Source organism: Sulfitobacter sp. R86518 (genome assembly GCF_042466275.1).
In the GTDB taxonomy this organism is placed as follows: domain Bacteria; phylum Pseudomonadota; class Alphaproteobacteria; order Rhodobacterales; family Rhodobacteraceae; genus Sulfitobacter; species Sulfitobacter pontiacus.
Window position 1 is genome coordinate 402,668 of the sequence record NZ_JAXHCA010000005.1, and the last position, 19,492, is coordinate 422,159.

At 62.3% G+C, this 19,492-nt stretch carries 17 protein-coding genes and 1 pseudogene; 14 read left to right on the plus strand and 4 right to left on the minus strand.

All coding sequences use genetic code 11. The features are described 5' to 3' along the window. The first annotated feature begins 34 nt into the window (after positions 1-34). The 14 genes from ruvB to folD all read left to right on the plus strand — a co-directional run bounded on the left by ruvB (position 35) and on the right by folD (position 14,212). Positions 35-1,054: a Holliday junction branch migration DNA helicase RuvB gene (gene ruvB / locus SJY36_RS02765; protein ID WP_386172837.1), complete on the plus strand. Its 1,020-nt coding sequence runs from the start codon at positions 35-37 to the stop codon at positions 1,052-1,054. A 47-nt stretch (positions 1,055-1,101) separates the two neighbouring features. Further along, positions 1,102-1,725 carry a hypothetical protein gene (locus tag SJY36_RS02770; protein ID WP_180828729.1) on the plus strand — a complete coding sequence of 208 codons (624 nt, stop codon included), beginning with the start codon at positions 1,102-1,104 and terminating at the stop codon, positions 1,723-1,725. After that, complete coding sequence (gene ybgC / locus SJY36_RS02775) at positions 1,722-2,108, plus strand: tol-pal system-associated acyl-CoA thioesterase (RefSeq protein WP_005851645.1); 387 nt, start codon at positions 1,722-1,724, stop codon at positions 2,106-2,108. The genes SJY36_RS02770 and ybgC overlap by 4 nt, the downstream gene beginning before the upstream one ends. Positions 2,109-2,240: 132 nt before the next feature. Continuing rightward, complete coding sequence (gene tolQ, locus SJY36_RS02780; RefSeq protein WP_005851646.1) at positions 2,241-2,936, plus strand: protein TolQ; 696 nt, start codon at positions 2,241-2,243, stop codon at positions 2,934-2,936. Positions 2,937-2,939: 3 nt separating this feature from the next. Beyond that, a complete protein-coding gene (tolR, locus tag SJY36_RS02785) occupies positions 2,940-3,419 on the plus strand; it encodes a protein TolR (protein ID WP_243251264.1) in 480 nt (159 codons plus the stop codon). Positions 3,420-3,421: 2 nt separating this feature from the next. Further along, the gene (locus tag SJY36_RS02790; RefSeq protein WP_386172840.1) at positions 3,422-4,585 is read left to right on the plus strand and encodes an energy transducer TonB; all 1,164 of its coding nucleotides are present in this window, start codon (positions 3,422-3,424) and stop codon (positions 4,583-4,585) included. Beyond that, positions 4,582-5,904 (plus strand): Tol-Pal system beta propeller repeat protein TolB, encoded by a 1,323-nt coding sequence (gene tolB, locus SJY36_RS02795; RefSeq protein WP_005851653.1) that lies wholly within the window; start codon positions 4,582-4,584, stop codon positions 5,902-5,904. The genes SJY36_RS02790 and tolB overlap by 4 nt, the downstream gene beginning before the upstream one ends. Before the next feature lie 100 nt (positions 5,905-6,004). Next, on the plus strand, positions 6,005-6,529 hold the full coding sequence (gene pal, locus SJY36_RS02800) for a peptidoglycan-associated lipoprotein Pal (protein ID WP_005851654.1): 525 nt from the start codon (positions 6,005-6,007) through the stop codon (positions 6,527-6,529). Positions 6,530-6,557: 28 nt separating this feature from the next. Continuing rightward, entirely contained in the window at positions 6,558-7,409 is an 852-nt protein-coding gene (gene ybgF / locus SJY36_RS02805; protein ID WP_005851655.1) for a tol-pal system protein YbgF, read from the plus strand. Between the two features lie 4 nt (positions 7,410-7,413). Continuing rightward, the gene (gene tilS / locus SJY36_RS02810) at positions 7,414-8,673 is read left to right on the plus strand and encodes a tRNA lysidine(34) synthetase TilS (RefSeq protein WP_386172842.1); all 1,260 of its coding nucleotides are present in this window, start codon (positions 7,414-7,416) and stop codon (positions 8,671-8,673) included. 78 nt (positions 8,674-8,751) lie between these two features. Continuing rightward, the gene (gene ftsH, locus SJY36_RS02815; protein WP_005851657.1) at positions 8,752-10,668 is read left to right on the plus strand and encodes an ATP-dependent zinc metalloprotease FtsH; all 1,917 of its coding nucleotides are present in this window, start codon (positions 8,752-8,754) and stop codon (positions 10,666-10,668) included. A 115-nt stretch (positions 10,669-10,783) separates the two neighbouring features. Continuing rightward, complete coding sequence (locus tag SJY36_RS02820) at positions 10,784-11,365, plus strand: MOSC domain-containing protein (RefSeq protein ID WP_386172845.1); 582 nt, start codon at positions 10,784-10,786, stop codon at positions 11,363-11,365. A 173-nt stretch (positions 11,366-11,538) separates the two neighbouring features. Beyond that, positions 11,539-13,215 (plus strand): formate--tetrahydrofolate ligase, encoded by a 1,677-nt coding sequence (locus tag SJY36_RS02825; RefSeq protein ID WP_386172847.1) that lies wholly within the window; start codon positions 11,539-11,541, stop codon positions 13,213-13,215. 94 nt (positions 13,216-13,309) lie between these two features. Continuing rightward, entirely contained in the window at positions 13,310-14,212 is a 903-nt protein-coding gene (gene folD / locus SJY36_RS02830; protein ID WP_037965050.1) for a bifunctional methylenetetrahydrofolate dehydrogenase/methenyltetrahydrofolate cyclohydrolase FolD, read from the plus strand. On the opposite strand, the gene SJY36_RS02835 is transcribed toward folD, so the two are convergent. The 4 genes and pseudogenes from SJY36_RS02835 to SJY36_RS02850 form a co-directional block, all read right to left on the minus strand. After that, positions 14,209-14,637, minus strand: a complete 429-nt coding sequence (locus SJY36_RS02835) for a PaaI family thioesterase (protein WP_278375954.1) — start codon at positions 14,635-14,637, stop codon at positions 14,209-14,211. The genes folD and SJY36_RS02835 overlap by 4 nt on opposite strands. A 41-nt stretch (positions 14,638-14,678) precedes the next feature. Next, positions 14,679-15,343, minus strand: a pseudogene (pdeM, locus tag SJY36_RS02840) (ligase-associated DNA damage response endonuclease PdeM). A 258-nt stretch (positions 15,344-15,601) separates the two neighbouring features. After that, a complete protein-coding gene (locus SJY36_RS02845; RefSeq protein ID WP_386172849.1) occupies positions 15,602-18,046 on the minus strand; it encodes a ligase-associated DNA damage response DEXH box helicase in 2,445 nt (814 codons plus the stop codon). Positions 18,047-18,148: 102 nt separating this feature from the next. Continuing rightward, the gene (locus SJY36_RS02850; RefSeq protein WP_005851665.1) at positions 18,149-19,456 is read right to left on the minus strand and encodes a hypothetical protein; all 1,308 of its coding nucleotides are present in this window, start codon (positions 19,454-19,456) and stop codon (positions 18,149-18,151) included. Positions 19,457-19,492 lie beyond the last annotated feature (36 nt).

Genomic DNA, 19,492 nt, shown 5'->3' on the forward strand with positions numbered 1-19,492 from the left:
GTGGCCGTCCGTATGAACCTTGCTTGGATATTTGATGATCGACAGTGACCCAACTTTGCGGCCGGACCCGCAGCCCGGTGATATAGACCGCGCCCTGCGCCCGCAGATGCTGGATGAATTCGTCGGTCAGGCCGAGGCGCGGGCCAACCTCAAGGTGTTCATCCAATCCGCCAAGCAGCGGGGCGAGGCGATGGACCACACGCTGTTCCATGGCCCGCCCGGATTGGGGAAGACCACGCTGGCGCAGATCATGGCACGCGAGCTGGGGGTCGGGTTCCGCATGACCTCTGGCCCTGTGCTGGCAAAGGCGGGCGATCTGGCGGCGATCCTGACCAACCTCGAAGCCCGCGATGTGTTGTTCATCGATGAAATCCACCGTCTGAACCCAGCCGTGGAAGAGGTGCTGTATCCCGCGTTGGAAGACTTTGAACTGGACCTCGTGATCGGCGAAGGGCCCGCCGCGCGCACCGTGCGCATCGAATTGCAGCCGTTCACGCTGGTTGGCGCGACAACGCGCATGGGGCTGTTGACCACGCCGCTGCGCGACCGTTTCGGCATCCCGACGCGTTTGCAGTTCTATACCGAGGATGAGTTGTTCATCATCGTCGATCGCAATGCCCGCAAGCTGGGGGCCCCCGCCGATGAGGGGGGCGCACGCGAGATCGCCAAGCGCGCCCGTGGCACCCCGCGTATTGCGGGCCGTCTACTGCGGCGCGTTGTGGATTTCGCCGTGGTCGAAGGCGACGGCCGCGTGACCCGCGCGCTGGCGGATATGGCGCTGACCCGTCTTGGCGTCGACAAGCTGGGGCTGGACGGGGCTGACCGCCGCTATCTGCGTCTGATCGCCGAGAATTATCAGGGCGGGCCGGTCGGGATCGAAACCATGTCGGCGGCGCTGTCTGAATCCCGTGACGCGCTGGAAGAGGTGATCGAGCCCTACCTGCTGCAACAAGGGCTGATCCAGCGCACGCCGCGGGGACGGATGCTGGCGCAGAAAGCCTGGTCGCATCTGGGGATGGCACCGCCCAAACCCCTAAGCGATTTGTTTGGCTGAGGGCGGGGAAGCCTTCGGCGAGGATTTAAGACCATTTGGAAGTTGAGATGACACCACAAGAGATCGAAGCGCTGTTTACCCGAAGCGACGACAGCTATGCCTTTGCCCGTTGGGGCCGCCCGTTGGCACCTGTGGTCTTTGGCGTGGATGATGCGACGCTGACCGTGGTCAAAAGCGCGATCGAGGCGGTCTGTCAGTTGGCGGGGCACAGCATGTCAGAGACCGACCCCGAGCTTGGCAGCAATCTGATGATGTTCTTTTTCAAGGATTGGGCAGAGCTGTTGGAGGTGCCCGATCTTGACCGTCTGGTGCCTGATCTTGGCCCGTTGGTGGAAAAGCTGGATGCGGCGGGGGCCAATCAGTATCGTCTGTTCCGCTTTGACGAGACAGGTGCCATCAAGGCATGTTTCGTCTTTCTGCGCATGGACGAGCAGCTGAGCGCGATGCCCGCGCAAGCCCTGGCACTGGGGCAGATCGTGCAGTCGTTCTTGCTATGGTCTGATACTGCGTTCCGCGAGGTTTCGCCACTTGCTCTGCACGAGGGGGCGACGATCCTGAAGCCAGAGGTGGCGGCACTGTTGCGTGCGGCCTATGACCCCGTGATGCCCGTGGCAGCGCAAGACCCGTCTCATGCACTGCGTTTGTTCGCGCGGGTGGGGGCGGCGCAATGACCCATCATCTGCCGATCCGCGTTTACTATGAAGACACCGATATGGCGGGGATCGTCTATTACGCGAATTACCTGCGCTATATCGAACGGGCGCGCAGTGACTGGGTGCGCGAGATGGGAATTGACCAGCTGGCCATGAAGGCCGAAGGCGTGGTCTTTGCCGTGCGGCGGGTAGAGGCGGATTACATTCAGCCTGCGGTTTTCGACGATATGCTTGATGTAGAGACATGGGCCACGTCGATCACGCCGGCCCGCATGGTGATGCAGCAAGAGGTCAAACGCGGCGATACGGTCCTGTTCCGGGCGGTGGTCACGATTGTTTGTATCGCGGCGTCAGGCAAACCCTGCCGATTGCCAGCGAAACTTCGCTCAATCCCCGTCTAGCAGGCGGATTGGCCCCATAATCCTAGCAATAGATATTGCACTCGGCTAAGCTTGTGCCAAATAGCGCCTTGGAAAACAGGGCCGTTGAGGCAGATGAAGCCCCTTTTGGGCGCAACAAAAAGAGCAGAACCGATGGAAGCAGAAACGCTGGCGGCGGCAAGCGAGATTGATTTCTCGCTCTTGGGTCTATTTCTCCGCGCAACGATTACCGTAAAACTCGTGATGATCATGCTGATCGTCGCGTCCTTCTGGTCGTGGTCGATCATCATTCAGAAGATGATCCAGTACCGCCACGCCAAAGCCGAGGCAGAGCGGTTTGACCAAGCATTCTGGTCGGGCGAGCCGTTGGACGGGTTGTATGACACGATCGGGCCGGATCCGGATGGGGCCGCAGAAAAGATTTTCGCCGCCGGTATGACGGAATGGCGCCGGTCGCACCGCGAGGATGGCGGGCTGATCCCCGGTGCCACCGCACGGATCGACCGCAGCATGGATGTGGCGATTGCCAAAGAGGCAGAGCGTCTGCAAAAGGGCTTGCCCGTGCTGGCGACCACCGGGTCCACCGCGCCATTTATCGGTCTGTTCGGGACCGTGTTCGGGATCATGAACTCTTTCATCGAGATCGCGGCCCAGCAAAACACCAGCCTCGTCGTCGTCGCCCCCGGTATTGCCGAAGCGCTTTTGGCCACAGGCATCGGCCTTCTGGCGGCTATTCCCGCGGTTATCTTCTATAACAAGCTGAGTGCGGATTCAGACCGTATTCTGGGCGGCTACGAAGCCTTTGCTGATGAATTCGCCACCATCCTCAGCCGTCAGCTGGATAGTTGAGCCATGGCAGGTGGGGTGATGAAAAAGCAGGGCGGGGGTGGCCGTGGCCGCCGTCGCGGCCGTGCGCAGCCGATGGCAGAGATCAACATCACGCCGTTCGTTGACGTGATGCTGGTGCTCTTGATCATCTTTATGGTCGCGGCACCTTTGCTGACCGTTGGCGTACCGGTCGAGCTGCCCAAAACAGCGGCCACCGCCCTGCCGTCCGAGCAGGAGGAGCCGTTGACCGTGACCGTTCTGGCGGACGGGTCCGTGCAGATCCAGAAGACAGAAACCGCGCGTGATGATCTGGTTGCCAAGCTGCGTGCCATTTCGGCGGAGCGTGCGAGCGACCGTGTGTTCCTGCGTGCGGATGGGGCTGTGCCCTATGCCTCGATCATGGAAGTCATGGGGGCGCTGAACGCAGGTGGCTTTAGCAACATTGGTCTGGTGACTGAAACCGGCGGGCCGAAGTTGGACGGCACAGGCGCGTCAGGCGGGTAACCATGCACAAGGGGCATTACATCTCTGGCGCGGGTCACTTGGGGCTCATCGGCTGGCTATTGCTGGGGAATATCTTTACCTCGCACAGCGACCCTGTGGAGATGCAGGAGGTGTCGGTCATCTCTGCCGCGCAATATGACGAGATGGTCGCCGCGGCGCAATCCGCGCAGGCGGAGGCCGCAGCGCAGCCCGAGCCTGCCCCGGAACCTGCACCCGAACCGGAACCGACCCCTGAGCCTGCGCCGGAGCCCGAGCCCGCCCCGGAACCCGAGCCTGTGCCAGAGCCTGAACCCATCGCACCGCCCCCCTCGGAGGACGTGAGCGATCAGGCCCCCGAGCTGCCCGAGCCGCCTGCCGATGTCGCCGTTCTGACGCCAGAGGAAGCACCCGTCGCCGTGCCGCGCCCTGTAGAGCGTGTGGCACCCGAACCCGTAGAGGCCCCGGATCCCGAGGCGCGCACCGATGATGTGCTGCGCGAGGCCGCGACACCGGATGCGCCGGCAGAGAAGGTCGTGGAAGAGGCACAGGAAGCCACCGCCCCCGAAGAGGCGACGACGCAGATTGTGACCGAAGCAACGGAAGCGCCCAAAGCGTCGCCGACCCAATCCGCACGTCCTCCGGCCCGCCGCCCCACACCTCCTGCGCCGCAGGTGGCAGAGGCACCCGCCGAGACGCCGAAACCCGAAGCGCCAAAGCCCGCCACACCGAAGCCGGAAACTCCCAAGCCAGAGGCCCCCAAGCCGACGCCTGAGCCGACAACGGATAAGGACGCCGTGGCAGCCGCGCTCGCCGAAGCCATGGGAGAGACCGACGCGCCTGCAACGCCGGCGGCACCCTCTGGCCCGCCATTGTCGGCTGGCGAGAAAGAATTGCTGCGCGTGGCGGTATCGTCGTGCTGGAACGTGGGGTCCCTTTCCTCCGAGGCATTGCGCACTACTGTAGTGGTGAGTGTCGCAATGAACCAAGATGGCACGCCACAGACCAATTCGATCAAGATGACCAGCAGTTCGGGCGGATCACAGGGGGCTGCCAATCAGGCGTTCGAGGCCGCACGGCGGGCAATTATCCGCTGCGGCGCGCGCGGGTATCAGCTTCCTGTAGAAAAATTCGGTCAATGGCAGAATATTGAGATGACCTTTAATCCTGAAAGGATGCGCATCAAATGATTGTACGAATTCTGAGCCTCTGTCTCGCGCTTATCGGCGGTGTTGCCTCGGTCGCGCAGGCGCAGGATGGACCATTGCGGATCGAGATTACCGAAGGTGTGATTGAACCCTTGCCCTTTGCTGTGCCCAGCTTTCAGCCTGAAAGCGGGGACGCGGGGCAGATGGCCGTTGATCTGGCGCGGGTCGTGTCCGAAGATCTTGTCGGTTCTGGTCTGTTCCGCGAAGTACCGGCAAGCGCCTATATCTCGACCGTAAGCGATTTTAACGCGCCGATCCAATATGCTGACTGGAAGGCGATCAACGCGCAGGCGCTGATCACCGGTGCCGTCAGTGTCTCGGGCAATACGTTGAATGTGAAGTTCCGTCTGTATGACGTATTTTCGGGCGCTGAACTGGGGTCGGGCTTGCAGTTTTCGGGCACGGTCGATGGCTGGCGTCGCATGGCGCATAAGGTGGCCGATGCCGTCTATTCGCGTATCACGGGCGAAGGGGGCTATTTCGACAGCCGCGTCGTCTATGTCTCTGAGACGGGGCCCAAGGATGACCGCGCGAAACGGCTGGCTGTGATGGATTACGATGGGGCCAATGTACGCTATCTGACCGACAGCTCGTCGATCGTGCTGGCACCGCGGTTCTCGCCCTCGGGGGATCGTATTCTCTACACCAGCTACGAAAGCGGCTTCCCGCGGATCTATGTGCTCGACATCGGGTCGGTGCAGCGTCGCGTGCTGGAAAGCGCCGAAGGCACCATGAGCTTCGCGCCGCGGTTCTCTCCGTCCGGCAATACGGTTGTCTATTCGCTGACCCAAGGCGGGAACACGGATATCTACACGATGGATATCAACACCGGCCAGTCGACACGGCTGACCAATACGCCTGCAATTGAAACCGCGCCCAGCTATTCGCCGGACGGCAGCCGGATCGTTTTCGAAAGCGACCGTTCGGGGTCGCAGCAGCTCTATATCATGCCAGCGACCGGCGGCGAGGCGACACGGATCTCGTTTGGCGAAGGGCGCTATGGCACGCCGGTCTGGTCGCCGCGGGGCGATCTGGTGGCCTTTACCAAGCAGAACAAGGGCCGGTTCCACATCGGCGTGATGCGGCTGGACGGGTCGGAAGAACGTCTGCTGACAGCGTCGTTCCTGGATGAAGGCCCCACATGGGCCCCTAACGGCCGCGTCATCATGTTCGCGCGGGAAACCCAAGGGGCAGGCGGGGCGTCGTCGCTTTATTCGGTCGATATCTCGGGCCGGAACCTCAAGCCTGTGCGCACCCAAGAGGGCGGATCGGATCCGTCTTGGTCGCCGCTTCAGAAGTAAACAACAGCCATAGTGCCTTGGTGTTTCCCAATACCAAGGCACTATGGTAACACCGTCACAACAGACACATTAAAATGCTATCGTCAAAAAGGCACAGTCCATGAACCGCATTCTCACCGCAACTCTATTGATCGCAGCGCTGGCCGTATCGGCCTGTACCAACCCTGACCGCTTTGGCGCGGACGGCATGAATAACGGTGCCGCGAATGGCGCAGGCCTGAACGGGGGCATTATCCCCGGCAGCGCGAACGACCCGGCTTCTACGGCATATTTCCAGCAAGCCGTTGGGGATCGCGTGCTGTTCCTGGTTGACCAATCCAACCTGACACCCGAAGGCCAAGCGACGCTGGACGGTCAGGCAGCCTGGTTGAACACCAATACCGATTACCAAGCCGTGATCGAAGGCCACGCGGACGAGCAGGGCACACGGGAATACAACCTTGCGCTTGGCGCACGCCGTGCCAATGCCGCGCGCGAATATTTGATCTCGCGCGGGATCGCCGCCAGCCGTCTTCGCGTTGTAAGCTATGGTAAGGAACGCCCGATCGAAGTCTGTTCGAGCGAGGCATGCTATGCCAAGAACCGTCGGGCTGTGACCGTACTTGCGGGCGGTCTGACCAGCTAAGTCGTCTACGTTAGGTTAGGATTTTAATATGCGGTTTGCTTTGATTGTAGCGCTTGGACTGGCCTTCGGGCCGGTCGCAGCGCAGGCGCAGGATGCGCAGACTTTGGCGGATGTGCGTCAGGAACTGACGGTACTGAATGTCGAGGTGCAAAAGCTGCGCCGGGAACTGTCCACCACGGGCGGCGCGAGCGTTGCCGTGACCGGTGGGTCGGTGCTTGAGCGCGTCAATGCAATGGAAAGTGAACTGCAGCGCCTGACCTCTAAAACCGAAGAGCTGGAAAACCGGATCAACCGCGTGGTCACCGATGGGACCAACCGGATCGGTGATCTGGAATTCCGGCTCGTGGAGCTTGAAGGCGGCGACGTGGGCAGCCTCGGCCAGACCTCTACCCTTGGCGGGGGCGAGATGCCCGCGACCATGGCACCTGCCACGCCCGTGCCCGCACCAGCGGACCCGTTGGCCAATACGTCTACCCCCACCAATACCGCAGAGCTTGCGGTGGGTGAAAAAACAGACTTCGAGCGGGCGAAGGCGGCGCTCGCTGACGGTGACTTTCGCAGCGCCGCAGACCAGTTTGCGACCTTCAATCAGACCTACCCGGGCGGACCGCTAGGCCCCGAAGCCGATCTGCGGCGCGGCGATGCGCTGGACGGTCTGGGGGATACCCGCGAAGCGGCACGCGCCTATCTAGCAAGCTTTAGCGCCGATCCCGCGGGGCCTGTCGCGGCAGAAGCACTGTACCAGCTTGGCAGCTCTCTGGGGGCCTTGGGCCAAACCCAAGAAGCCTGCGTGACCTTGGGCGAAGTCGCATCGCGCTTCCCCACAAGCCCCTTCGTCGCGCAGGCCCAATCCGAACGCAGCGTGCTTGCCTGCCAGTGATCCGATGACCGACCCGCTGGCGCAGAGCATCGCCGCCAGCTTTGACCCCGCGCCGCCGCCCGTATTGGGTGTGGCGGTGTCGGGGGGCGGCGACTCTGTCGCGCTTTTACATCTTTTGAACGACTATGCCCGCAGCCGCGGGATCGCGCTGCACGCAGCAACCGTCGATCACGGCCTGCGCCCGGAGGCCGCCCGCGAAGCCGCGATGGTCGCCGCCCAGTGTCGCGCGCTTGGCGTTCCGCATGACACGTTGAGGTGGACGGGCTGGGACCACAGCGGCAATTTGCAGAACGAGGCCCGCAAGGCGCGTTACCGGTTGTTGGCGGATTGGGCACGGGGGCAGGGCATTGGCGCTGTCTGCATCGGGCATACCGCCGACGATCTGGCAGAGACTTTCGTGATGCGTTTGGGGCGCCGGGCAGGGGTCGACGGGCTATCCGCCATGCCTGCGGTTTTTGACCGACATGGCATGCGTTGGCACAGGCCCTTGCTCAACGCCCGACGCGCCGACCTGCGCGCGCATCTGAAGCAACGCGGGGTGACTTGGGTCGATGACCCCAGCAACGAGGATGACAGCTTCGCGCGGGTGCGCATCCGCAAGGCGCTGGCGGTGCTGACCGACCTGGGCGTTGATTCTGCCGCACTTGCCGATGTCTCGCGCCACCTTGCCGATGCCCGTACCGCGCTTGACGCGCAGATGTTTGCCGCCGCACGCGCCCATGCTCACGTTCAATGCGGTGCCGTGGCGATGGATTGGCAGGCGCTGTGTGCCCTCCCGACAGAGACACGCCGCCGTTTGCTGACCCATACGATCGCTTGGATCAACGGTGCCACCTACGCCCCACGTAGCAGCGCCGTGGCAGAAGTGCTGACGGCGCTTGATGATGCCGGTGCCGCGACCGTGCAGGGGTGCGAGCTGCGTTTGAAGCGCGATAAAATGTGGATTTACAGGGAGTTACAGGCGGTGCGGGCGGTTGATGCACCGGTGGATGCGCTCTGGGATGGCCGCTGGCGTCTGGAACCTTGCGGCGATGCGCCCGCGCCCGACACGCAAACCACGATCCGTGCCTTGGGCGCTAAGGGGTTGCGCAGCTTTGCTGATTGGCGCGATTTGGGCGTGCCGCGCGGTGTCTTGCTGGCCTCTCCGGCGGTGTGGCAGGGCGCGGAACTGGTCGCTGCCCCCCTTGTCGGTCGGTCGCAAAACTGGCAAGCAGTGCTCGAACGCGGCGAAGATGCCTTTTTCGCCGCACATATGACGCATTGAACATGCGCCGATCGTGTCTATCTTACACGCATTGGGCGCTGTGTTTGGTGCCGTCCCCCGGATGTAGGAGACTTTCCTTTGGGTAATATGCGCAATCTCGCCTTTTGGGTTGTATTGATGCTTTTGGTTTTGGCGCTGTTCAATCTGTTCAGCGGCTCGACTGGCGGGCTGCAAAGCCGTGAAATCAGCTATTCCGAATTTGTGACCGCTGTCGAAGCAGGGGACGTGCGCAACGTCACGCTTGATGGTGAACAGGTTCGTTTCCGTCGTGCCGATGGCAGTGACTATGTCACGATCCGGCCCGAAGACGCCGAGGTCACCAGCCTGCTGATGTCCAAGGACATCCCTGTGCGCGCTGAACCCCAGCAGCAATCCGGTTTCCAGACCTTCCTGATGTCGCTGTTGCCCATCCTTCTGCTGATCGGTGTGTGGATCTATTTCATGAACCGCATGCAGGGCGGTGGCAAAGGCGGGGCGATGGGGTTCGGCAAGTCCAAGGCCAAGATGCTGACCGAAAAACACGGTCGTGTGACGTTTGACGACGTGGCGGGCATCGACGAGGCAAAGGAAGAGCTGGAAGAGATCGTCGAATTCCTGCGCAACCCGCAAAAGTTCAGCCGTTTGGGCGGCAAGATCCCCAAAGGCGCACTGCTTGAGGGCCCTCCCGGTACCGGTAAGACCCTGCTGGCGCGGGCGATTGCTGGCGAGGCGGGTGTGCCGTTCTTTACCATTTCGGGCTCCGACTTCGTCGAGATGTTCGTTGGTGTGGGTGCCAGCCGCGTGCGCGACATGTTCGAACAGGCCAAGAAAAATGCGCCCTGCATCGTCTTCATCGATGAGATCGACGCCGTGGGCCGGTCCCGTGGGGCGGGCTACGGTGGTGGCAACGACGAGCGTGAACAGACTTTGAACCAACTGCTGGTCGAGATGGACGGCTTTGAGGCGAACGAAGGCGTGATCATCATCGCCGCGACCAACCGCAAAGACGTGCTGGACCCTGCCTTGCTGCGTCCGGGCCGCTTTGACCGTCAGGTCACCGTGGGCAATCCTGACATCAAAGGCCGCGAGAAGATCCTTGGGGTGCATGCGCGCAAGACGCCGCTTGGCCCTGACGTAGACCTGCGCATTATCGCGCGTGGTACGCCCGGTTTCTCGGGTGCGGATCTGGCGAACCTCGTGAACGAGGCCGCGCTGACCGCCGCACGCGTGGGCCGTCGCTTTGTCGCGATGATGGATTTCGAGGCCGCGAAAGACAAGATCATGATGGGTGCCGAGCGCCGGTCGATGGTGTTGACGCAGGACCAGAAGGAAAAGACCGCCTACCACGAAGCCGGTCATGCCATCGTCGGGATCAAGTTGCCGAAATGCGACCCTGTCTATAAGGCCACGATCATTCCGCGCGGTGGTGCCTTGGGTATGGTGATGAGCCTGCCCGAAATGGACAAACTGCAGATGTTCAAGGACGAAGCCGAGCAAAAGATCGCCATGACGATGGCGGGCAAAGCGGCTGAAATCTTCAAATATGGCGCTGAAACCGTGTCGTCGGGCCCGATGGGCGATATCATGCAGGCCAGCCAGTTGGCGCGTGGCATGGTGATGCGCATGGGCATGTCCGACAAGGTCGGGAACATCGACTATTCGGAAGCGGCGGCTGGTTACCAAGCCAACGGCGGCGCGGGTGGGTTCAGCGTTTCTGCGGCCACGAAAGAGCTGATCGAATCCGAAGTGAAGCGCATCATCGACGAAGGCTACGACCGCGCCTACAAAATGATCACCGATCACGAGGAAGAGTTCGAACGTCTGGCCCAAGGTCTGCTGGAATACGAGACTCTCACCGGCGAGGAGATCAAGCGCGTCATGGAAGGCAAACCGCCCCAAGACCCGGACGGCGACGACACCAGCGGCATGGACAAACCAAGCCTGACCGCGATCCCCAAGGCCAAAGGCAAGAAGACGCCTCCGCCAAGCGGGATGGAGCCTGAGCCAAGCGTCTGACGCCTAGGCATTGATCACCAGAATACGAAAGAAAAGGCCCTGCACCCGCGGGGCCTTTTCTTTTGTCGCGGCTTTGCGCAGGTTACGGACAATGCAGCGCGAAAGGATGCCGGTCATGCCGACGATGAAAGAAACCGATTTTACCGCAACGATCACATGGCTTGGTGTGGTGCCCAAGCTGGCCAAGGGCATCCGCGCCGAACCACGGAGCGAAGCTTTCGCCAGCTATGCCGGTTTCGAGGATGACGTGCACGCGGGGCTGACCCGCGCGTCCTGTGTGCGGGTCACGAACCTCTATCCCAAGGGCACCGAGATCCGGAACGTGCGGCAGCTGTCGATCCTGTCTGCGGAAGAAATGGCCCTGATCGCGGCCGACATGGGGATGGAGGCACTGGACCCCATGCACCTTGGCACGTCTATGGTGATCAAGGGCATCCCCGATTTCACCCATGTGCCGCCCAATGCGCGGCTGCAGGCTGCCTCGGGTGCGACGATCACGATTGATACCGAAAACCGCCCCTGCGTATTGCCCGGGCGCGAGATCGAACAAGACAGCCCCGGCCACGGTCCCAAGTTCAAATCCGCCGCCGAGAACCGTCGCGGCGTGACCGCCTGGATCGAACGCGAGGGGCTGTTGCGCGTCGGTGATACGCTGCGCCTGTTCATCCCCGACCAGCCAGCCTGGCAGCACGGCTAGGCCCAATGGGGCGCGGGCTCACAGCGACCCGCCATGCTCAAATCAGCGACACACCCGCCGGATCGCCGCATCAAGCGCCGGATATGTCGGAATTGCCCCCTCTGCCCATGCCCTCACAGGCGTATTGAGGACATAAGAAACATAGAACGCCGACGGCGCATCAGGGAGGACATATGACCTTTAAATCCGACATCCAAATCGCACGCGAAGCCAGCAAACGCCCCATTCAGGAGATCGGGCAAAAGCTGGGCATCAGCAGCGATGATCTGCTGCCCTACGGCCATGACAAGGCGAAGGTGTCGCAAAAGTTCATCAACTCGGTGCAGGACCGTCCCGATGGCAAGCTGATCCTCGTCACCGCGATCAACCCCACCCCCGCGGGCGAGGGGAAAACCACGACCACCGTTGGTCTGGGCGACGGGTTGAACCGCATCGGCAAAAACGCAGCCGTCTGTATCCGCGAGGCGTCTCTTGGTCCGAACTTCGGCATGAAGGGCGGGGCCGCGGGGGGCGGCTATGCGCAAATCGTGCCCATGGAAGAGATGAACCTGCACTTCACTGGTGACTTCCACGCCATCACCTCGGCGCACAATCTGCTCAGCGCGATGATCGACAACCACATCTATTGGGGCAACGCGCTGGAGATCGACCTACGGCGGGTCGTCTGGCGCCGCGTCGTCGACATGAACGACCGCGCCCTGCGCCAGATCACGGCGTCCTTGGGCGGTGTGTCGAACGGTTTCCCCCGCGAGGCCGGGTTCGACATCACGGTCGCGTCCGAAGTCATGGCGATCTTGTGTTTGGCCAAAGACCTGAACGACCTGCAAAAGCGCCTTGGCGACATGATCGTCGCCTATACCCGCGAGCGTAAACCGATCTATGCGCGCGATATCAAAGCGGATGGTGCGATGACCGTGCTGTTGAGAGACGCGATGCAGCCGAACCTTGTGCAGACGCTGGAAAACAACCCCGCTTTCGTCCACGGCGGGCCTTTCGCCAATATCGCGCATGGCTGCAACTCTGTCATCGCGACCACCACCGCGCTGAAGCTGGCCGATTACGTCGTGACCGAAGCGGGCTTTGGTGCCGATCTGGGGGCAGAGAAGTTCTTGAACATCAAATGCCGCAAGGCCGGGTTGGCACCGTCCTGCGTAGTCGTTGTGGCCACCGTGCGCGCGATGAAGATGAACGGCGGCGTGGCCAAGGCCGATCTGGGCGCTGAAAACGTCGACGCCGTGCAGGCCGGTTGCCCCAACCTTGGCCGCCACATCGAGAACCTGAAATCCTTTGGCGTGCCCGTCGTCGTCGCGATCAACCATTTCGTCACCGACACCGACGCAGAGGTGCAAGCGGTCAAAGACTATGTCGCCTCGCAAGGGGCCGAGGCCGTGCTGTCCCGCCACTGGGAATTGGGCAGTGCTGGCTCTGCCGAACTTGCCGAAAAAGTGGTCGAGACGATCGAGAAGGGCCAGGCGGATTTCGCCACGCTCTACCCCGACGCGATGCCGCTGGCCGATAAGATCAACACCATCGCCACAAAGATCTACCGCGCGGATGGGGCGGTGATGGATCAGAAGATCCTCAACCAGTTGAAAGACTGGGAAGAGCAGGGATATGGCGATCTGCCGGTCTGTATGGCCAAAACGCAATACAGCTTTACCACCGATCCCGAAGCCCGCGGCGCGCCAACCGGCTTTACCATCCCCGTGCGCGAGGTGCGCCTGTCTGCCGGCGCGGGCTTTGTCGTGGCCATCTGCGGTGAGATTATGACTATGCCGGGCCTGCCACGGGTGCCTTCTGCCGAAAATATTCGTCTCAATGACATCGGCGATGTTGAAGGTCTGTTCTAAGCGCGTATGAACAGGGCGCGGAGGGTCGCCCCTTCGCGCCTTCGCCTGCTGTGGCAGGTGATAGCAGCGCCACAACAGACAAAGGACGGTCCCCATGACAGCGACGATCATTGACGGCAAGGCATTTGCAGCACAGGTGCGGGGGCAGGTCGCCCAGCATGTCACGCGGCTGAAGGACGATCACGGGATCACGCCGGGGCTGGCTGTGGTGCTTGTCGGGGCCGATCCTGCCTCCGAGGTCTATGTCAAATCCAAGGGCAAGATGACCAAGGAAGTGGGCATGAAATCGGTCGAACACCGGATGGCAGACACCACATCAGAGGCGGAGCTTCTGACCCTGATCGACACGCTGAACAACGATGACACGATCCACGGTATCCTTGTACAGCTCCCCTTGCCCGATCACCTGAACGAAGACCTTGTGATCAGCGCGATTGATCCGGCCAAGGATGTCGACGGGTTTCATATCTCGAACGTCGGTCTGTTGGGCACGGGGCAGAAATCCATGGTGCCTTGCACGCCGCTTGGCTGTCTGATGATGCTGCGCGACCACCACGGCACCCTGTCGGGGATGGATGCCGTCGTGATCGGGCGCAGCAATATCGTGGGCAAACCTATGGCCCAGCTTCTGCTTAACGACAGCTGCACCGTGACCATCGCCCATTCGCGGACCAAAGACCTTGCCGCTGTTGTGCGCCGCGCTGATATCGTGATCGCCGCCGTGGGCCGCCCCGAGATGGTGCCGGGCGACTGGATCAAACCGGGGGCCACAATCATCGACGTGGGCATCAACCGTCTCGACGCGCCAGAGCGGGGTGAGGGCAAGACCCGTCTGGTCGGGGATGTGGATTTTGACAGCTGCGCCAAGGTGGCCGGTGCGATCACCCCGGTGCCGGGGGGCGTGGGCCCGATGACGATCGCCTGCCTGCTGGCCAATACGGTCACGGCCTGCTGCCGTGCCCATGACCTGCCCGAACCCGAAGGGCTGACCGCCTAAGCGGCGGTTGCCGGAACCGGCACCATCGTGCCCTGAAGCAAGGCGATCAGCACCTGCTGGTCGCCGGTTTGGGCAAAGACCTCGGCCGTGACCACACAAAGCCGCTTGCCCGGTTTCACCACCTTGCCAATCGCGATCAGCCGGTCTCCGCGGGCGGGGGCCAGCAGGTTGATCTTGATCTCTGCGGTGACGACTTCGGACTCCAAGGGCAGTGTCGTCAGCGCGGCATAGCCCGCGGCGCTGTCCCCGATAGAGAACGTCAGCCCCGCGTGGCCAAACCCCTGCTGCTGGCGCGTGCCGGGCAGGATCGGTGCCTCGATCCGGATGAGCCCCTTCGACACATCGCTGAGCTCAGCGCCGAGGGTCTGCATCATCGATTGCGCGGCAAAGCTGTCGCGGATGCGGGCGATTTCTTGAGGGGTCATAGGGGCTCTTTCAACATGGATGGCCGGCCCCGTGGCTGCGCTTAGCGCGGCATGGGGATCGCGGTGGGCTGCGGTCCGGTAAGTATGGCGCAGGCCTGCGGACCCATCAATGCCTGTAGCACCGGCGCGTCACTGTACAAGCCACCGGTATAGGTGCCAAAGGCAGGCATGATCAGCCGTCGGTCGTCATACAGGAAGGCCGGACGCGTCACCGACCGCCCGCTCAGCCGCAGCCGAGCCTTGGGGTGATAATGCCCCGAAACCTCGGCCTGCGCGCTTTCCTGCGCGATATGCCGGAACTGCAAGGGGCCGATCACAAGCTCGGCCAGATGCTCCCCCCCAGTTCGACGGGGCCGGGGTCGTGGTTGCCCTCTACCCACAGCCACTGCCGCCCCGCCTGCAGCCGCGCCAGCGTCAGCCGTGCCGGCTCGGGTAGGGCATGGGCCGCGTGCAGATCGTCGAAACTGTCGCCCAGACACATCACGACACGCGCCGGCACACGATCAAGCGCCGCCGCAAGCCGGGTCAACGTGTCCGTCGTCTCGTAAGGGGGAAGCGTTGTGCCGCCGCGCCGCGCAATCCGTTCGGCTTTGCCAAGATGCAGGTCGGACACGCAGAGCAACCCGTGATCTGCCCACCACAAGGCACCAGAGCCAAGCGCCGTCAGCCGCGCGCCGCAAAAGTCGAATTCATACCCGATGTTCATGCTGCGTTCATCACCAAGTTTGCTCGCGGGCGCAAGGGGCGCTGGCCGATGGACGCGCCTATGGCGGGGCGCAGGAGTATTTAAAAAAGGGTGAAGCGGAAGACGCCCCCGCCTGATCCCGAGGGGCGTGGGGGCGTCTTCACCCTTTGCGGTCATCGGCTCTCCAGCCTGTACCGCGGGGTGATCATGGGGCAAAATACCTAAGCGAAAGTTAATTCACCCTTTCAAAAATACTCAGCTGCGCAGCGATTGCCACGTCTAGCGTCGTTTGAGGGGGGTGTTATCCGGCGCGGGGGTGATCTGTGCGAGGCCGGAGGCTTCCATCAACCGCGCGGATTCCTCGGCCAGCAGACGCTCTTCTGCCTGCCCCTTGACCGGCACGCGGCCCATTTCCAAAAACAGCGGTGCGGACAGCGGGCTGACACGGTCGAGGATACGGTGGTCTATCCGGCCCTTGATACGATGCAGCATTTCCTCGATCCGGCCAAAGTCGACCAGCCCGCGCAGGGCCTCTTCGCGGGTGATGTCGAGCAGGAGGTGATCGGGTTCGTATTTCTGCAAGGTGTCATACAGGATGTCAGAGCTGAAGGTCGCCTGCCGGCCAGACTTACGGGCTTGGGGGGTGTTCCGTTCGATCAGCCCCGCGATGGTGGCGGCGGCGCGGAACGTGCGTTTCATCACCGCATTGCCAGCCAGCCAATGGTCCAACCCGTCATGCAGGGTCGTGGCGTCAACCAGCGGGGCGGGGTCGTCGACTGGATCCAGCCCCCAGATCAGCGTGGCATAATCGGTGGCGACGAAGCCCAGGGGGTTCAGGCCCAGTTCCTCCATCCGTTTTGTCAGCAGCAGCCCGAGCGTCTGCTGCGCGTTGCGACCGGCAAAGCCGTAGAAGACCGTTTGGGCGCGGCCCTCATGGGGGAAGCTTTCGATCAGCAGTCGGCCCGGCTGCGGCAGTTGGCTGACCTCGCGTTGCAGGGTCAGCCATTCGGCCGTGTGGCGCGGCAGCTCGGGCCAGCTGTCTTGGGTGAACATGCGTTGCACGCGGGCGGAGAGCTGGGTCGAGGTGGCGAATTTGGTGCCCATGAAGGTGGCGACGCGTGGTTTCTTGGCGGCGGAGCGGCTGACCTCTACGGTCATTTCCCGCAGCCCCTCGTATTTGACGATCTGGCCGCCGATCAGGAAGGTGTCGCCCGCGCTGAGCGAGGCGGCGAAACCTTCCTCGATTTCGCCCAAAGGGGCACCGCCGCGGTTGCGTTTCATGCGGACCTTCAGCGTGTCCGTATCCTGAATGGTACCGATGTTCATGCGGATGCGCTGGCTGCTGCGAGGGTCGCGCAGGTGCCATTTGCCGTTTGTGCACATCAGACGTTGCCATCTGTCGTAGGCGCGCAGGGCGTAGCCGCCTGTGGCACAGAAATCGAGGCAGGCGTCAAAGGCGGCGCGGCTGAGGCTGGCATAGGCCCCGGCAGAGGTCACCTCGGCATACAGCGCGTTGGCGTCGAAGGGGCCGGCGCAGGCGGTGATCAGGATATGCTGGCATAACACATCGCGGGGGCCGGGGCCGCGCGGGTCGCCGTCAAGATCGCCTGCCAATACGGCGTCGAGGGCGGCGACACATTCGACCACCTCGAACCGGTTTGCAGGTACCAGCAGCGCTTTGGAGGGCGCGTTATAGCGGTGGTTGGCCCGCCCGATGCGCTGGACCAGCCGTTTGACATTCTTTGGCGCACCGATCTGGATCACGAGATCGACATCGCCCCAGTCGATCCCCAGATCAAGGCTGCCGGTACAGACAATCGCGCGCAGATCACCGCGCACCATCGCGGCTTCGACCCGTTCGCGTTGCTGCCGATCGAGCGACCCGTGGTGGATGCCGATGGGCAGGCTATCTTCGTTGGCGAGCCAGAGATTGTGAAAGAAAATCTCGGCCTGAGCGCGGGTATTGTGGAAGATCAGGGTGGTTTTATGCTGGCGTATCTGGTCGAGCACCGCCGGAATCGCATAGGCCGCCCCATTGCCGGACCACGGCGGGGCCGCGTCCGTGCGCAGCATCCGGATGTCGGGCGGCGGGCCGGGATCGGCCAGCAGGATCGGGCAGGGGTCAGGGTGACGCGCCATGAAATGCGCGATGGCGGCGGGATCTTCGACGGTGGCTGACAGGCCCACCCGTTTCAGCCCCGGGCACAGGCGTTGCAGCCGCGCCAGTGCCAGCATCAGTTGGTCGCCCCGCTTGCTGTCGGCCAGCGCGTGGATCTCGTCGATCACGACACGTTTGAGCCCTTTAAACATGCGCGGTGCATCCTCGTAGGAGGTCAGCAGCGCAAGGCTTTCGGGGGTGGTCAGCAGGATATGAGGCGGGTCGGCGCGTTGCCGGCGTTTGCGCGCTTGCGAGGTGTCGCCGGTGCGGTCCTCGATCCGGATGGGGAGGCTCATTTCGGTCACCGGGGTGGTGAGGTTGCGCTTGATATCCGCGGCCAGCGCCTTGAGCGGCGAGATATAGAGCGTGTGCATCCCCTCGTGGCCGCCGTCGGCCAGATCGACCAGCGTGGGTAGAAAACCAGACAGCGTCTTGCCGCCCCCCGTCGGCGCGATCAACAGCAGGGCGGGCGCGTCGGCGCTGTCCAGCATGTCTTGCTGGTGGGGGTGGATGGACCAGCCTTTGGTGGCGAACCAGTCGGAGAACTTGGGGGGCAGGGTCTGCATGGGGTGCAAGATAGGCTGTTTGCACGCGGGGGCCAGCCCCCGCACCCCCGGAGTTTATCTGGCAAAATGAAGAAGATGCCCGCGCCCGTTTCGAGCGCGGTGCTACCTGACGATGGTTTCATCCTCCACGAACATATTGGCCCAAGCACGGTCAATCAGATCAGGGCGCATCTGGTGCGGGATACCTTCGAAATCGCAGATGGAAATCATCTGGTCGATCAGGAAGATCGGCTGATAGTTGGCGAACACATTGTTGATCGTGGGGTATTTTGTTTTCAGCAAATGGATCAGCGTCGCCTCGTCCAGTTTGATGTTTCGTTTCTTTGCTACCATGGCAAAGATCTTGAGGAAGTTTTCCTGATTGGGCCCGTCGATCTTGATCTTGAAGAAGATCCGGCGCAGGGCGGCCTGGTCGAAGATCTCATTGGGGTGGAAGTTGGTGGAGAAGACCACCAGCGTGTCGAAGGGAACTTCGAACTTCTCGCCGGATTGCAGGGCGAGGATGTCCTTGTTTTCTTCCAGCGGCACGATCCAGCGGTTGACCAGCGCCTGTGGCGATTCTGCCTGTCGGCCAAGGTCGTCGACGATGAAGATGCCGCCGGTGGATTTCAGCTGCAGCGGGGCCTGATAGGTCCGTGCGGTGGGGTTGTAGACCAGATCAAGCATATCGAGCGTCAGTTCGCCCCCGGTGATCACTGTGGGGCGTTCGCATTTGACATAGCGGGTGTCAAAGCGCGTCACGCGGCGAAGGGATTTCGGGTCTTGTTTCTCTTCGGAAATGGCGGTGTGCACGATGGGGTCATAGACCGTGATCACCTGACCGGCGTATTCAATCGCGCGGGGGACATAGATCCGGTCGCCAAGCGCGTCGCGAATCCCGTTGGAGATGCTTGATTTGCCATTACCGGGGGGGCCGTACATCAGGATGGAGCGACCGGCCGTCACGGCTGGGCCAAGGTTGCCGATCAGCTCGGACGGGAGCACCAGATGGCCCATCGCCGCTTCGAGCTTTGCGCGGGTGATTTGCATATTGCGCACGGACTGGCGCTTGATCTGTTCGCGGTAGACATCAAGCGGCACGGGCATCGGCCCGAAGTATTCCGATTGCGCCAAGGCATCCAACGCGCGGGCCTTGCCCAGGTCGGTCAGCTGGTAGCCCATTTCGTTACCGTTATTCGCGTTGAGCGTGCCCGTTGCTTCGAGAAGGCGTTGTTCGCGCGACAGATCCACCAGTTCCTGCGTGACCTGAAGCGGCAGGCAGATCGCCGCTGCGAGTTCGCTGACCATGGTGACGTTCTTGCGGAACATCGTCTTGATCATGATGTCGCGCATCATCACCACGGGCAGCTTCATCTCTTGGATGGTGCGCGGCGGAGGGGGGGCCATGACGGCGCTGGTTTGCATATTCATGAAGGCTTCTTTCATGGGGACACGGGCGTGCCCCAA